This is a genomic window from Marinobacter sp. AC-23 (assembly GCF_001858325.1).
Lineage (GTDB): Bacteria > Pseudomonadota > Gammaproteobacteria > Pseudomonadales > Oleiphilaceae > Marinobacter.
This window is the reverse complement of record NZ_MBPP01000067.1, coordinates 14137-29989: the sequence shown is the minus strand read 5'-3', so window position 1 is coordinate 29989 and position 15853 is coordinate 14137. Positions and strand designations below refer to the sequence as shown.

Sequence of the window (15853 nt, the reverse complement as noted above, 5' to 3'; positions counted from 1 at the left end):
TTCAGACTTCGACGAGCCGCTCCACAAAAAACTCCAAGTGTCCGCGGGGAGAGGTAGGCAACGGCCAGCTTTCCACTTTGTCAGCCAGTGCCTTGATCGCAAGCGAGGCTTTGGCCCGGGGATAAGCATCCAGTACCGCCCTCTGGCGCTGAACCGCTTTCTTCACGGCTTCGTCGTAAGGCACCATGCCCACGTATTGTAGTGCCACATCCAGGAAGCGTTCAGTAACCCGGGTCAGTTTTTCAAATAGATGGCGCCCTTCTTGCTCACTACCCACCTGATTGGCAAGAATGCGGAAGCGGTTGGTGCCGTAATCGCGATTCATCAATTTTATGAGGGCGTACGCGTCGGTAATAGATGTGGGCTCGTCGCAAACCACCAGCAGCAGCTCCTGAGAGGCCCGCAGAAAACTTACAACTGACTCTGAAATACCCGCTGCGGTATCCACAATAAGCACATCGATTTGATCACCCAACTCACTAAATGCGTTGATCAGGCCCGCGTGCTCCATGGCGCTGAGCTGAGTCATGCGCTGGGTTCCGGAAGAAGCCGGAACAATTTTGATACCGCCCGGCCCGCTCACCAGAACGTCCCTGAGGTCGCATGTGCCCGCCAGGACATCCTGAAGGTTTTGTTGGCAGTGACACCAAGCAGCACATCAAGATTGCCAAGACCAAGGTCTGCATCAAGCAACACAACGCGACGACCTTTCTGGGCCAGGGCAATGCCAAGATTGACCGAAATGTTACTCTTGCCGACCCCGCCTTTGCCGCCGGAAACTGCTATCACCTGTACCGGATGTGCTTTGCTCATACTGTTTGTTATCTCTCGCCACGTTTAGCCGGATTTCATTCACAGCCGGGAACAGCTCAGATATTCAGAGCCTCAGGCCATTTCGCGCGGGCGTTCCGTGCCAGATACTTTTTCTGAAGCCGCCTGTTGTTGAAGCGTTTTCAGGCGTTCGACCGCCAACCGCACAAGAGGAACAGCCTCCGCATGGTGCAGATCTCCAGGAATTTTCTGCCCATCCGTGTAATAAGCCACCGGCAACCCGGTTTCCATCACAAAACCCAGAGATTCGCCCAGGGTGAGGGCTTCGTCAATTTTTGTCATCACGCAGCCCGTAAGATTTGCCATCTTATAGCAATGCCAGACGGATTTCATAATACGCGGCTGGCTGGTTGCAGAAACCACCAAGTGCGTACGCACGTTATGGTGGCTGCGGGCCAGTTCCGACAGCTGCTCTTGGTAGCCTTTATCAGAGCTGGTCAGCCCCGCTGTATCAACGAGCACCAGGTGACGATCCGACAGCTCATCAAGAATATCATCCAGCGTATTGCTTTCGTCCACTACCCGAACCGGCACGTTCAGAATGCGGCCAAACACGAAAAGCTGCTCATGGGCGGCAACCCGGTAACGGTCTGTAGTGACCAACGCCAAAGAATCGGCGCCGTACTTCAACACATAGCGGGCAGCCAGCTTGCCAATGGTGGTGGTCTTGCCGGAACCCGTGGGGCCGACCAGCGCGTATACGCCACCTTCGTCGAGCCATTCCCGGCGCGATGTGCGCACACCGGTGGCTAGCATCTTAAGGGATTGCTTCCAGCCATCGTCCAGCTTTCCGCCTTTGTGTCTACGGGAAAGCGATCCCGCTAAATCTGGCCCCAAACCAAATTCCTGCAACCGCTCTGCCAACCGTTGCTGAACTGCGCTCACACCGGTTTTTTCCGGTGCGCTTCGCTGACCACCCATGAGATCCCGCAATGAGCTGATTTCTGCACGCATGCGTGCCAGCTCATCCGAATAGTCTGTATGGCTGCTAACGCCGGAGGAGGCCTGCTCATCGAAACCGTCACTTACCGCGTCGTGCAAACCTGCATATGACGCTTTGGAATAACCTTGATTGCGCTCTGAACGGCTTTCGCGCACTTCGCGAATACGGGAACGAGAACGGCCCAGCTCGTCTTCCAGCCGACGGTGACGATCTGCCTGCATTTCAGCAAGGTGGGCACTGTTGGTGGCTTCGCTGGCCTGCTCTCCAAGACTCTGGCGCGCCATGTTTTCGTCGTAATCCAACGCACAGACGATCTCAACGCCACCGTCTACCCGGCGATTAGAAAGGATGACAGCATCAGGCCCATCTGCTCACTGACTTGCTTCAGTGCTTCGGCCATGCTCTTGGCAAAAAAACGTTTTACTTTCATGATATTGCATCCTCCACCGGCAACGCTGTACTCGCGCTGTCCGTTCTTTCACCCGCAGGCCTATTGGCCTACAGACGCCACGATCGTAATTTGCTTGTTATCTGGTATTTCCTGGTAGGAGAGCACGTGCAGCCGCTCCACACCGAAACTGGCAAACTTCGCGAGCACCGGCCTCAAGGGGCCAGATACCAGCAGGATAGCGGGCTTGCCAAGTACCTCTTGGCGCTGAACACTGTCCTGCAAAGAGCGCTGCAGTTTTTCCACCATATTTGGCTCAAGAACCATACCTATATCTTCCTGGCCGCCAGATTGTTGACTCTGCTGAACAGACTTTAGCAATAACTGTTCCAGATCTGGGTCCAGGGTAATAACGGGTATCTCCTGATCATTGCCGCAGATGCTTTGAATAATCATTCTACGCAGCGCCTGGCGCGCCACCGTGGTCAGTAATTTTGGATCCTGGCTCTTGGGGTGCACGTTCACCATGGCCTCGGCAATGGAGCGCATATCCCGAATCGGCACCTCTTCTCTCAGCAGGTTTTGCAGCACCTTCAGCAGAAGGCTGATAGACACAGTAGTTGGCACCAACTCTTCTGCGAGCTTGGGCGAGGCCTTTTCCAGTTGATCCAGCCATTTCTGCACTTCTTCGTGGCCCAACAGTTCGTGAGCGTGTTTTTGCAATACTTGGTTCAGGTGCGTGGCAACAACTGTGCTGGCATCCACGACGGTATAGCCAAGAGTCTGGGCCTGATCTTTCTTCTCAGGCTCAATCCAGCTCGCATCCAGCCCAAAGGCCGGGTCTTTGCCCTCTATACCTTCTATCTTTCCAAACACTTGCCCTGGGTCGATTGCCAACTCCCGATCAGGGTGAATATCCGCCTCCGCGATGGTTACGCCCATCAATGTAATGCGGTACACATTTGGCATCAGATCCAGGTTGTCGCGAATGTGCACGGAAGGCATCAAAAAGCCCATGTCTTGCGACAGCTTTTTACGCACACCTTTTATACGGCTTAACAGCTGCCCACCTTGGGACTTATCAACCAGAGGTATCAAACGGTAGCCGACCTCTAGACCGACAATGTCCACCGTTGCCACGTCGTCCCAACCCAACTCCCGGGTTTCACCTGGCGCAGGCAACTGGCGGCCCGGATCGCCACCGGTATCGCCGGTCAGCGGCGCATCCCGGCCACCAGAGCCTGCAAGCGCACCGGCGCCGCCGCGGCTGGGGAACATGCCCCCCTCTTCCACAGTCTGCCGATCTTTATTCCAGATGAACCAAGCGCCTGCGCCTGCGAGCCCACCAAGCCCGAGAAATGCCACATGGGGCATACCTGGAATCAGACCCAGCAAAATCAAAATACCGGCGGCAATCGCAAGCGCCTTGGGGGCATTGAACATTTGCTGCAGAATCTGCCCACCCATATCCTGGCTGGAGGTCACCCGGGTGACCATGATCGCAGCAGAAGTGGAAAGCAGCAGTGATGGAATCTGAGCCACCAGGCCATCGCCTATGGTGAGCAGTGCATAGCGTTCTACAGCGAGCGAGAAATCAAGGCCATGCTGGAGCATACCAATGGCAATACCGCCAATAATGTTGATGGCAAGAATCAGTAAGCCTGCAACCGCATCGCCCTTCACAAACTTGGAGGCACCGTCCATGGAGCCGTAAAAATCCGCCTCCTGTGCTATTTCCTCACGCCGATGTTTGGCTTCGTCCTGATTAACCAGGCCCGCGTTCAAGTCAGCATCAATAGCCATTTGCTTACCCGGCATGGCATCCAGGGTAAAGCGCGCACTAACCTCTGAAACCCGGCCCGCGCCTTTGGTTACAACGAGAAAGTTGATGATCATCAAAATGGCGAATACCACGAGCCCAACCGCGTAGTTACCGCCGATAAGCACCGCGCCGAAAGACTCGATAACCTTACCTGCGGCATCACCGCCTTCATGGCCTTCCAACAAAACAATCCGGGTAGAGGCCACGTTCAGTGCCAGGCGCAACAAGGTTGCAACCAGCAATACCGTTGGAAAGGAAGCAAACTCCATGGGCCGTAGTGCGTAAACGCACACCAGCAGGATGACAATTGAGAGCGTGATGTTGAACGTGAAGAAGACGTCCAGCAAAAAAGCTGGCACAGGCAGTATCATCATGCCCAGCAGACCCATCAACATAACGGGCACGCCAAGATTGCCCTGCGTCAGGGATTTGACGTTATGAAGGACTAAAGCTTTGTCCATGCCGCAAGCATCTCCGGTTCACTGTTTCTGAAGGCGTTCTCAGGGTCGAAATTCTGACGTTCAAGCGTCTTTTACAGTGATACCGCAAGATCCATACCACTGTGTTCGAATTTTCGTTCCTGCGTTGGCTTTGCCTGCCTGACTCGCCTTCTAAGATGCGGTATCCTTGCGCCACTTAAGCGCAACATTGAACCCGAAAATCCACAACTCCAGACCCACAAGCAGGTGAGCCCATGCCAGTCCACGAGGTAAGACACCCCCTGATCAGACACAAACTCGGCCTGATGCGCCGCGCAGAGATCAGTACCAAGAATTTTCGTGAGCTGGCACAGGAAGTCGGCGCGCTGCTGACTTATGAAGCCACCAAGGATTTTAGCCTGCAGGAGAAAACCATCGAAGGCTGGGCAGGCCCGGTGAACGTTGAACAAATTCAAGGCAAAAAAATAACGATTGTTCCTATTCTACGAGCCGGTCTCGGCATGCTGGACGGTGTTCTGAGCCTGATTCCGGTTGCCCGGGTCAGTGTGGTGGGCCAGATCCGGAATGAAGAAACCCTCCAAGCCGATACCTATCTGGAAAAACTGGTAGGCGAGCTGGATGAGCGCATGGCGTTGATTGTGGATCCGATGGTTGCCACAGGTGGCTCAATGATTTCCACTATTGATGTACTCAAGAAAGCCGGAAGCACCGAAATTCGTGCGCTGGTGCTGGTGGCTGCTCCAGAAGGCATAAAAAACGTTTTGGACAAGCACCCGGATGTGTCTATCTATACCGCCTCAGTGGATCAATGCCTGAACGAGAAAGGCTACATACTGCCCGGGCTTGGTGACGCTGGTGACAAAATCTTCGGCACCAAGCAAAAGGACAGTTGATCATGGAAGACCAGACCAAGGATCCTGTTTGGAAACAGGCGATTGCGGGCTCACAGATGCTTCTCGTAGCGTTTGGTGCGCTGGTTCTTATGCCGCTGATCACCGGCCTGGACCCCAACGTTGCGCTGTTCACCGCCGGCCTGGGCACGCTGATCTTTCATATTGTGACCGGTGGCCAGATCCCTATTTTCCTGGCCTCATCCTTCGCATTTATCGCACCGGTTATCGCTTCCAAGGGCAAGTTCGGTCTTGAGGAAACCCTGGGCGGCCTGATGGCTGCGGGTATCCTTTATATCCTCCTTAGCGGTGCAATACGGCTACGTGGCACCGGCTTTGTTACTCGCCTGTTGCCACCGGTGGTTATAGGGCCGGTCATTATGGTGATCGGCCTGGGGCTGGCGCCCGTTGCGGTACACATGGCTTCTGGCCGCACCGGTGATGGTGCTATCCAGCTGATACCTCAGGATACCGCTTTGTGGATTGCCATGATCTCGCTGTCTGTGACCATCATTGCCTCGGTCTGGTCCAAGGGTATCTTCCGCCTTATCCCGATCATGTTTGGTGTGATTGTGGGTTATGTTCTGTCTGCTTTCGCAGGGGTGGTTGATACCACGCCTATTCAGCAGGCGCCCTGGCTTGCGATCCCCAACTTTGTGGCACCAGAGTTCAGTTGGGGTGCCATTCTGTTCATGATTCCGGTTGCCATTGCGCCGGCTATTGAGCACATCGGCGATATTCTGGCGATTGGTAACGTTACCCGCAAAAACTACCTGGAAAAGCCGGGCCTACATCGCACCCTTCTGGGCGATGGCCTGGCCACCAGCGCTGCCGCATTACTGGGCGGTCCGCCGAACACCACCTACTCGGAAGTAACCGGTGCGGTAATGCTGACCCGTAATTTTAACCCGAAAGTCATGTGGTGGGCGGCCTGCACTGCGATCGTGCTGGCCTTTGTAGGCAAGTTTGGTGCGGTTCTGCAGACCATTCCGGTACCGGTGATGGGCGGCATTCTCTGCCTGCTGTTCGGCTCCATTGCAGTTGTCGGCATGAGCACGCTGATCCGCCATCAGGTGGATCTTTCTCAGGCGCGGAATCTGGTAATCGTCGGCGTGACACTGGTGTTCGGTATAGGTGGCATGGTGCTCGGCCACCTGGAGGGTATCGCCCTATGTGCGGTTGCTGCCATCATCCTGAACCTGATACTTCCGGGTAGCCGCGAAGCCTGGGGCAAAGCAATTTACGAACACAAAGAAAACTGACCCCTCTGGCTTGTAGCCTGTTGGTTCAGGTGCTTGCCTGCGGGTGCTAGCGATATCGCGAGGTTCAACGAGCGGTAGTGGCGGGGCTGTTCAGGACTGTCGGTGGCCAAGGACGGTCACCGTCAAGCGCCCAAGGATGGGCTCGCAGCGTGTCCTGAACAGCACCGCCACTACCGCTCTCCCCCCAAAGTCACCAGTCCTGAAACCCCCAAATCAGCAGGCCAGGAACCCAAGTCAGATATCCCGCCGCAAGTCAGAAGGAATCGGCAAATCGGGCATGCCAGGCTTGGGGCCACGCCCCTTGCGGAACTGCCGGAGCTGGAACACATAAGCCAGAACCTGAGCGATGGCCATGTAGAGGCCATCAGGGATTTCGTCGCCTATGTCACTGTTGTGGTACACAGCACGAGTTAACGGCGGCGTGCGCAGGAGCTCGACTTTGTGTTCCCGGGCGATTTCCATGATTTTGAAGGCGATTTCATCGGCGCCTTTGGCGACAACCATGGGTGCACCCATGGAATCAGGATCATACTTCAGCGCTACCGCATAGTGGGTCGGGTTGGTGATGACAACGTCGGCCGTGGGCACGTCTTGCATCATGCGGCGTTGAGACATTTCACGCTGGAGTTGGCGAATTTTGCCTTTAACCTCGGGCTTGCCTTCGCTGTCTTTGTACTCGTCTTTCACCTCCTGCTTGGTCATTCGCAGCTTTTTCTGGTGATCAAAAATCTGGAACGGCACGTCAATCATGGCAATGATAATCGTGGCGCAGGCCAGCAGGAAAAAGCTCCAGCCTAGTGTCCATAGCACATGCTCCATCGCCGGCACTGCCGACTCATTGGCGATGGATAGCAAATCTTCCGTACGAAGGTTCAGTATCAGGATCGCCAAGGCCATAACCAAGCCCACTTTAGCGATGGCCTTGACCAGCTCGATCAAGGAACGCGCGGAGAACATGCGGCCCAGGCCTTTGATGGGATCCATGCGGTTAAGCTTGGGCGCAATAGCTTTGCCGCTGAACAGCAAGCCACCAATGCCGATGGAGCCCGCGATGGCAGCGATAAGCAGGAGGGTAAGAATGGGCGCCAAGGCCCACGCGGCTTCTTTGGCAGAGGCAATCAGTTGAACACTCATATGCCTGGTATCAAATATGGCAGAGCGCTCAAGCGTGAAGGCATCGCGCATGATGGCCTCCATGGAGGCCCCCAGTTGCGCGCCAAACATTAACAGCCCTCCAGCGCCGGCGATCAGCACAGCCATGGTGGCCAACTCTTTTGATCGCGCAGTCTGGCCGTCCTCCTTGGCTTTTTCGAGCCGTTTGGGCGTGGCCTCTTCGGTTTTCTCCTGACTGTTGTCGTTTTCTTCTGCCATGTTCTGACTCTTGGCCTATCAGCTAGGGTTGCCCTTGAAGGCCCCGCATAAACTCAAACGTTTGCCGGGTGTATTCCTGGAAGTGCGGCAGGAAATTGGCGTGCAGCACCCATATAGCAAACAATCCAAAAATCAGGCCAATCGGAAAGCCCAAGGCAAAGATGTTCATCTGGGGCGCGGCGCGGGTCATTACACCAAAGGATATACTGACGATGAGTACGGCGGTCACCGCCGGCAACGCCAACAACATGGCGGAGGTAAACATCCAGCTTACTCTGTGGGCGAGTTCCCAAACACCTACCTGGCCCAGGCCTTCCATGCCAATAGGCATGGTTCGAAAGCTTTCAATAAACACTTCAAAAGCCACAAGATGGCCGTTCATGGCCAGGAACAACAGGGTGACGGTAATGGTGTAAATCTGGGCCAGTACAGGTACGTTAACACCATTGGCAGGATCGACCATCGAGGCGAAACCCAAGCCCATTTGCATGGCGATCATCTGACCCGCAACGACGAACAACTGCCAGAGCGCCGTCAATGCAAACCCCATACCTACACCGATCAGTATCTGTTGCAGGGTGATCACCACCGCGTCGGCACTCAAGGCTTCAACCTGGGGCACTTCCGGAATCATGGGCACGATCAGGATCGTCATTAACAGCGCAAGCCCCAGGCGCACCCGAGCGGGCACCAGCTGGGTGCCAAAAATGGGGATAACCATCAAAAAGCTGGCCAGACGGAACAGGGGCCAAAGATGCTGCCCCACCCATTGGCCGAGCATATCTGCACTGAGTTCCGCAGGGATCATGGATTAGCCAATCAGGTAAGGAATACTGGAGATAAGTCGGTGCGCATGATCTAAAAGCTTGGTCAACAGCCATGGCCCCAAGACAATGATCACGATGAGTGTGACCAGCAGGCGTGGCAGAAAGCTCAGGGTTTGCTCGTTAATCTGGGTCGCCGCCTGAAAGGTGCTAACCACCAAGCCAATCACCAGGCCTGGCCCAATGATCACAGAGGCAAAGAGGACGATCATCCACAGTGCTTCCCGGATGATGTCGATAACGGTTTCCGGAGTCATCGCGCTCTCCTGTGTGTCATAACCGGCCTATATCCCATAACTGGCTGCCAGCGTACCCATGATAAGGGCCCAACCGTCTACCAGTACAAACAGCATGATTTTGAATGGTAGCGAGATAATAATGGGGGACAGCATCATCATACCCATAGCCATCAGTACACTGGCCACAACCATGTCGAGAATCAGAAACGGGATAAACAGTATAAACCCTATCTGGAACGCCGTTTTAAGCTCGCTGGTTACAAAGGCGGGCATCAGTATCCAGAAAGAGACATCCTGTGCTGTATCGTACTGAACATCCGCAATGCGCATGAACAGCGCCAGGTCATCTTCCCGGGTCTGCCCTAACATGAATGTCTTGAAGGGCTCACTGGCAAGCTGAACGGCTTCCAGAGACGTAACTTCCTCTTGCAAGTATGGCTGCAGGCCTACTTGGTTTGCTTCTTCGAGTACCGGCTTCATGATAAAAATACTGAGAAACAAGGCCAGGCCGAGCAATATCTGGTTTGAAGGCGTGGCCTGCAGGCCCAGTGCCTGGCGCAGAATCGCGAACACCACGATGATCCGTGTGAAAGAGGTCATCATCATCAACATGGCCGGCAGGAAGGTCAGCGCCGTCATCAACGCCAAAATCTGCAGGGTTACGGTGTATTCCTCAACACCCTCGCCCTCACCGGGCTGAACCGTAAACGCCGGAATACCAGGCAGGTCTGCGAACGCCAAAGGCGCCCAGAATAGCCCTGTGAGCACGACAAAGAGCGGAATGAGTCGTTTGAGTGTTGCCAACATCATGGGGCTAATCATTCCTTACTCGGAGCCGTCCAGGATTTACCAATCATGCTTTGCAAGCGTTTAGCAAAATCTCCGGAATTCGGGTTGCCGGCGTCCACAACAGGCTCTTCAAAAACCTGCAACGTCCGTATCGCTGAGGGAGTAATACCCAGAAGGATCTGCTGTCCGCCCACTTCAATCAACGCGATGCGCTCCCTGGCGCCAATGGCCATCACGGAGACAACCTTGATGGCATTATTGTTCATGCCTGTCATGCCATTCATTCTGCGGATGATCCAGGCACAGCCATAAATGATTGCAATAACAGCAAGCAGGCCGGCACCAAGGCTAAGCAAAGTACCCATGGTATCCGGCGCATTGCCAACAGTTTTAGCCGCAGCATTTTGTGGGGCTTTGGCTGTTTCTTCTGCGATAACTGGTGCTGCCCACAGGAGCAGTGACGCAACCGCCGTTTTTACCCACATATTATTTCTGCAGCCGCTTGATGCGTTCGCCTGGGCTGATCACATCGGTCAGGCGAATACCGAACTTTTCGTTAACCATAACCACCTCACCGTGGGCAATGAGTGTACCGTTAACCAGCACATCCAGTGGCTCGCCGGCAAGCCGATCCAATTCGATTACTGACCCCTGGTTCAGCTGCAGAAGGTTCCGAATAGGTATCTGGGTGTTCCCCACCTCCATGGAAATGCTCACTGGAATATCCAGGATCACATCCAGATCCGGTGGTGGCCCGCTGCCTGAGTCGTCATGGAACCTTCATCAAATTCTTCCATGGGCGCTGCACGCACACTACTATTAGCGTCAGCATTGGCATTGCCGCCGGTCTCTCCGGCTTCTTCCATAGCCTGAGCCCATTCATCACCCGGGGGCTCTTCTGAACCTTCGCCGCCGGACTCTTCCATGGCAGCTTCCCACTCGGCAGCCAATTTTTCGTCCTCGCTCAGCTCCTGACCATCTTTCTTGTCGTCAGCCATTAGGTCCTACCTTCAGTTGTTTTTTTACCTTGGGGCGTGTCGCCCGCTCATGAATTCTCAACGCCAGCTTTCCGTCCCGAGTTCCCATGGTGGCTTTATAGATAGGAACACCATTGGCCGTTACTGTCAGGTAATCGGGCACTTCTACCGGGATGATATCGCCAGCTTTCAGCTTGGCAATTTCTCTCAAAGAAATCCGGCGCCGGCAAACCGTGGTATTTATCGGGACATCCACTTCTTTTATATCTTCTTGCAGTGCACCCACCCAGCGCTCATCAATATCGTCAATGTCACTTTGCACGCCGGCATCCAGCACGTCCCGTATCGGTTCGATCATGGAATAGGGCAAGGCAAAGTGGAGCTCACCGCCACCGCCATCAAGCTCTATGTGGAAGGTACTGACCACCACCACTTCGCTGGGGCTGACAATGTTCGCCATGGCCGGGTTTACCTCGGAGCTGAGGTAGTCGAAATCCACTTTTATGACTGCCTGCCAGGCTTCTTGCATGTCATTAAAAACCTGGTTCAGCACCATCTGCACAATGCGATTTTCCGTTGGCGTGAACTCCCTGCCTCAATCTTGGCATGGCGCCCTTCACCACCGAAAAAGTTATCAACCAACTTGAACACCAGTTTGGCATCCAGAACAAACAGGGATGTACCCCGCAATGGGCGAACCTTGCAGAGGTTCAGACTGGTGGGCACATACAGAGTGTGTATGTATTCGCCAAACTTCATGATCTGAACACCGCCGGTGGAGACATCCGCATTGCGGCGCAGCAGGTTGAACAAGCTGATGCGGGTATAACGAGCAAAGCGTTCGTTGATCATTTCCAGCGTGGGCATCCGGCCCCGCACAATGCGATCCTGGCTGGCAAGATCGTAAGACTTTACGCCAGCTTCATCGCTTTCTTCATAGGTATCAATGTCACCATCATCCACGCCATGAAGGAGCGCATCAATTTCATCCTGTGACAGTAAATCCTGCATATATCGTCCTGCTGCTGAAAAGCATTGCCCATGCTTGGGCTCTATTACACTTTCTACTACATTCTCTACCGCACTCTTTATTGAACGACAAAGTTCCTGAACAGCACCCGGTTCACTGCGGGTTCACCTTCCTGCTCCAGCACCTGGTTAACTGTGGTCAACATATTTTCAACCAGGCCTTGTCGCCCTTCCGGCGTCTGTAACGCCGTATAGCTGCTATTACCAAGCACCATCACCAACTGGCTGCGTATCAAAGGCATGTGTAATTTTGCTGCAGCCAATGCCTGAGCATCTGTGGCCCCGAGAGCCACGTAGGCCTGGGCATATCGCTGACGCCCTTCACCCTGCACCGTCGTTACCAGTGCTTTTCCAATATCCAGATACACGCTGGGCACAAAGGGCTCTTCTGCTATCTCATCTTCCGCGGTGGCATCGTCTCCCATACCGGGCAGCCCACCGCCAAGAAACCATAGGGTGCCTGCAATCGACAGCGCAATCGCCAGCATCACCACAACTGTCAGTAGGATGATGAGCTTCAGTTTACCTTTTTTGGCCGGTGCTGTTTCAGCTGCACTGTTTTCTGCCATAGTATTTTTCGCCAGAAATCCGTCGATGAAGGTACTTTTCCATGACTTTTACAAATTGACTGCAAAGGACGGGCCAGAAGACCCACTCCTCCACTCAGATCCGCAGTTTAGCGTTGCATGGAGGGATGGGCAAAACGGATTGGCGAGCAGTGCTCAGTTAGGGCAACGCGGCTCAGGCAAACACATCGACGGCGCCATTCCAGCTTAGGTCAAGACTGCCAGCCTGCACCTCATCTTCACCACCAGCTGAGAGCACAGTGTCTGAGCCAGAAGATGTGCCGTCTCCCTCTCCTGTACTCTGTTCTCCCGCCGAGTTCTGAGAGTTGCTAGAGACGTCAAACTGAGCCAGCGAGAGGCCCTGCTCACTCAGCATGTCCCGAAGCCGATGCGAGTGCAGTTCCAACTGATCCCTTACAACCGGGTTAGCAGCGTGGACGGTGATATTGGCCTGATCATTTTGAACCCGAACACGAACCTCCATCGGTCCCATATCAGGCGGAGTGAGGTGAATTTCAGCAACCGACAGGTTTTTGGCAGTAAGCCAGCTGAGTTTCCCCATCAGCTTATCACCCCACTCTGCGTGATTTACCGGAACATCAATTGATGTGGCGTAACTCCGCAGGGGCACTTGTGCTTCTGTCGCCAGTTTGCCGGCAGTGTTAGTGCCTTGCTGAGCAACAAGCTCCATAACAGATTCGAACCGGGTTCCTGTTAGCAGCGCGGAAGGGTCAATTGCGCCGGCTTTTTTCCCGGTTGCCGGCATCAAAGCATCCGCTAGCGGCAGGCCAGCCGTAAGCCCACCAGAAACAGCCTGCCCTGGTTTGCCCCCGACAAGCCCTGCAAATAGTTCGGCGCCCTGCCCTACTGCTGACTTGTTGACAGCCAAACCAGTAGCCCCCGCCTGCCCTGTTGCGGGCAAGAGCAACGCCTGCAACTCTGCAAAGGTCAGAGGAGTGGTTACGGCTTCCATGTCAGGCGCTATTTCTGCGCTCTTTCCGTCAGCCTCGTTACCAATCGTGGCGCTTTCGTCTTTTGTCGTTGCCTTATCACTCCTGCCCGATTCACCGGGCTTTCTGGCTGGCTCAGCCTGATTTGCTGACTGCGCACGAGACACCGAGTCGTAACGGTTTTCACCGGCACTGCTATCAAGACCGGAACCGGCTTTTGACGCACCGGCATCGTTCTGCATCCCTGGCGCGGGAGTCTGGGGAAGAACCATCTGAGTCATGGCAACCTCTTGCCGCTTTTGATCCGTAGGTGCCTGATTCAGTCCGTTTCAAGGCGGACTGCCAGGCGTTTTATCAAACAGCTGCAAAAGCAATGCCAGCCAAAGGCTCTTGTTGCCTAAAAGCCTATCCGGCGCCTCCCGCCATCAACGTGTGAAGGGCTCCCGTCACTCGCTGAAACTCCGCCTCTATGGCGACCAGCACAGGCGGTGCATCACTCAGTCGTTCCTCCTGTCCAGCTTTCTCCGCTTTCCGGCACAATGCGCCAAGGCGCGGAGCACCAATGTTGATGCAACTGCCCTTAAAGCTATGGGCAGTCTTGGCGAAGGTGTCGGCATTTCCATCTTTCATCGCCGCCTTCAGGCTTTCTATGCGCTCTTTCGAATCCTTAAGATAGGTTTGAATGAGCATCTCAAACTCATCCTCCATTACGTCCTGAAGCTCTGCCAGAGCTTCTTCATCAAGGTGTGGTTTATCAACCATGACCAACTCCCTGGTGTCTGTTTAAAGTGTCTGTTAAAGGTACCAATCATAAACAATTTCCACCCGGTTCCCTTGCTCGTGAAACCTGATGGATTCTGTCAGCCGCTTTAGCAAAGCCAGGCCCCGCCCCCCATACCGGGGACCGCTCTGCGCCATCTCTGTGGATTGCAGTACCGGATGACTCTGGAAATCGAACCCTCGACCACTGTCTTCACACACAACACTCAGCCGCCCGCCCCAGTGCATAGGCTCATGATGAAAGTTGAACCGGATATAATGATTACTCACCGTACCCAGGCGCGACGTACGCTCGGAGTAGTAGCGATTAAAACCCTCCGAGGTGTATTTCCACTCTGAAGGCAGCTCAAGCACACCGTGCTCCAGCGCGTTATTGTATAGCTCGGAGAGCAGTGTATAGATTTCTCCACTTTTACGCCGCAGCCCCGGCACTTCCATGCAAATATGAAGCAACAACGGCAATGGGTTGAACTCTTCCAGTGTGCGCCCTTGGACCTCATACACACATTTCCACTGCGTAGGTCCCGCCAAAGTGGATGGCGCAGTATTATCCGGCAGCACCGTAAGGCCTGCCTCATCAACCATTTCCAAGCAGAACAGCGTAAGATCGTCTCCGAACTTCTGGTGCCCGGTAAACCTCTGTATCCCAGCCATAAGCGCATCAAATGGATGCCCTTCAGCGCCTGCACTTTCAACAGCCAAGCGCACACCTTGCTCACCAAAGAGCTGACCTTCGCCGTTTGCGCACTCGAGAACGCCATCGGTCATTAATAGCAACCGGTCGCCAGGCAGAGACCTGACGATCTCCATTTCAGCACTGAACTGTTCTGCACTCAGAATACCCAGAGGCAAGTGCAAGGACGGCAAAATAAAACGTTCTGAAGACGAACGGATCAGCCACGTATCAGGCAGGCCACCATTCCAGACGTTCAGCTGATTAAGCCCAAAATCCGCCTCAACCATGACTGCGCAACAAAACATATCTTTCGGCAGTATCCGCACGAGCTTTTGATTAATTTCCCGCAGGATGTCAGAACCATTAAAGCCTTTGCTGGCCATGCCATAAAAGGTTTCAGCAATGGGCATAGCACCAATGGCGGCCGGCAGCCCGTGGCCTGTAAAATCGCCTGCAAACACAAGCATTCCCCCTGCGGGGCGGGGCGACGCAAAGAGCACATCGCCACTGAAAACGGATAAAGGTGATGCGTGATAGCGAATGTTAGCGGCGTTTAGGCACCCAGTGTGCGCGACGTTGTCAAAAACCCGCCTTGCCACATGCTGCTCTTCCAGCAGTTGCCGGTTACGCGCAAGCATCAGGTCTCTCTGATCTGAAAGAGCCTGGTGCATCAAACGCATCCGGTTAAAGGCATTAATTTTGGCTTTGATCATCACCCGGTTATAGGGCTTGCTGAGAAACCCGTCCCCGCCTGCCTCAAGGCACTTGGCCAACGCCTCAACTTCCGTCAAAGAGGTAATGAAAATCAACGGCACCAAGCGCTCAGCCGCAAGCTCTTTGATCTGGCGGGCGGCTTCCATTCCATCCATACCGGGCATCAGCACATCCAGTAAAACAATGTCCGGGCCTTTTGAGCGAAAAAGCGCCACAGCTTCCTCGCCATTGGCGGCATCAAGCACGTCATGGCCAAGGCGCTTGAGCAGGGTTTTCAGTATCAGGCGGTCACTGTCGTTATCATCAGCAATGAGGATATTCAGGGGGCCACTTTCTGCTGCAGACTCATCCATGGAAGGCTC

Annotated in this window: 12 protein-coding genes and 4 pseudogenes; 2 read left to right on the top strand and 14 right to left on the bottom strand. The window is 54.4% G+C overall.

Annotated elements, in window-relative coordinates:
- Position 1 precedes the first annotated feature (1 nt).
- The 3 genes and pseudogenes from BCA33_RS16875 to flhA form a co-directional block, all read right to left on the bottom strand.
- Positions 2-813 (bottom strand): annotated as a pseudogene (locus BCA33_RS16875) (MinD/ParA family protein).
- 72 nt (positions 814-885) lie between these two features.
- Positions 886-2204 (bottom strand): annotated as a pseudogene (gene flhF, locus BCA33_RS16870) (flagellar biosynthesis protein FlhF).
- Positions 2205-2264: 60 nt separating this feature from the next.
- Positions 2265-4445, bottom strand: coding sequence for a flagellar biosynthesis protein FlhA (flhA, locus tag BCA33_RS16865; RefSeq protein ID WP_071267687.1), 2181 nt, complete (start codon positions 4443-4445; stop codon positions 2265-2267).
- A gap of 233 nt (positions 4446-4678) precedes the next feature.
- On the opposite strand from flhA, the gene upp reads away from it, so the two are divergent.
- Positions 4679-5317, top strand: a complete 639-nt coding sequence (upp, locus tag BCA33_RS16860; protein ID WP_071267685.1) for a uracil phosphoribosyltransferase — start codon at positions 4679-4681, stop codon at positions 5315-5317.
- A gap of 2 nt (positions 5318-5319) precedes the next feature.
- Entirely contained in the window at positions 5320-6576 is a 1257-nt protein-coding gene (locus tag BCA33_RS16855) for a uracil-xanthine permease family protein (protein WP_071267682.1), read from the top strand.
- Positions 6577-6810: 234 nt separating this feature from the next.
- On the opposite strand, the gene flhB is transcribed toward BCA33_RS16855, so the two are convergent.
- From flhB to BCA33_RS16800, 11 genes and pseudogenes are all read right to left on the bottom strand, one after another.
- Positions 6811-7947 (bottom strand): flagellar biosynthesis protein FlhB, encoded by a 1137-nt coding sequence (flhB, locus tag BCA33_RS16850; protein WP_071267681.1) that lies wholly within the window; start codon positions 7945-7947, stop codon positions 6811-6813.
- 22 nt (positions 7948-7969) lie between these two features.
- Entirely contained in the window at positions 7970-8755 is a 786-nt protein-coding gene (gene fliR / locus BCA33_RS16845; RefSeq protein WP_071267680.1) for a flagellar biosynthetic protein FliR, read from the bottom strand.
- Positions 8756-8758: 3 nt separating this feature from the next.
- Entirely contained in the window at positions 8759-9028 is a 270-nt protein-coding gene (gene fliQ, locus BCA33_RS16840; RefSeq protein ID WP_071267679.1) for a flagellar biosynthesis protein FliQ, read from the bottom strand.
- A 27-nt stretch (positions 9029-9055) separates the two neighbouring features.
- A complete protein-coding gene (gene fliP, locus BCA33_RS16835; protein WP_071267677.1) occupies positions 9056-9820 on the bottom strand; it encodes a flagellar type III secretion system pore protein FliP in 765 nt (254 codons plus the stop codon).
- 8 nt (positions 9821-9828) lie between these two features.
- Complete coding sequence (fliO, locus tag BCA33_RS16830) at positions 9829-10284, bottom strand: flagellar biosynthetic protein FliO (protein WP_071267673.1); 456 nt, start codon at positions 10282-10284, stop codon at positions 9829-9831.
- Position 10285: 1 nt separating this feature from the next.
- Positions 10286-10797, bottom strand: a pseudogene (gene fliN, locus BCA33_RS22235) (flagellar motor switch protein FliN).
- Positions 10790-11787 (bottom strand): annotated as a pseudogene (gene fliM, locus BCA33_RS16820) (flagellar motor switch protein FliM). Before fliM ends, fliN begins: the two co-directional pseudogenes overlap by 8 nt.
- A gap of 77 nt (positions 11788-11864) precedes the next feature.
- Positions 11865-12374, bottom strand: coding sequence for a flagellar basal body-associated FliL family protein (locus BCA33_RS16815; protein ID WP_071267669.1), 510 nt, complete (start codon positions 12372-12374; stop codon positions 11865-11867).
- A 172-nt stretch (positions 12375-12546) separates the two neighbouring features.
- On the bottom strand, positions 12547-13602 hold the full coding sequence (locus BCA33_RS16810; protein ID WP_071267667.1) for a flagellar hook-length control protein FliK: 1056 nt from the start codon (positions 13600-13602) through the stop codon (positions 12547-12549).
- A 124-nt stretch (positions 13603-13726) separates the two neighbouring features.
- A complete protein-coding gene (locus tag BCA33_RS16805; protein WP_071267664.1) occupies positions 13727-14083 on the bottom strand; it encodes an Hpt domain-containing protein in 357 nt (118 codons plus the stop codon).
- A gap of 33 nt (positions 14084-14116) precedes the next feature.
- Positions 14117-15844: a fused response regulator/phosphatase gene (locus BCA33_RS16800; protein WP_071267662.1), complete on the bottom strand. Its 1728-nt coding sequence runs from the start codon at positions 15842-15844 to the stop codon at positions 14117-14119.
- Positions 15845-15853: the final 9 nt, after the last annotated feature.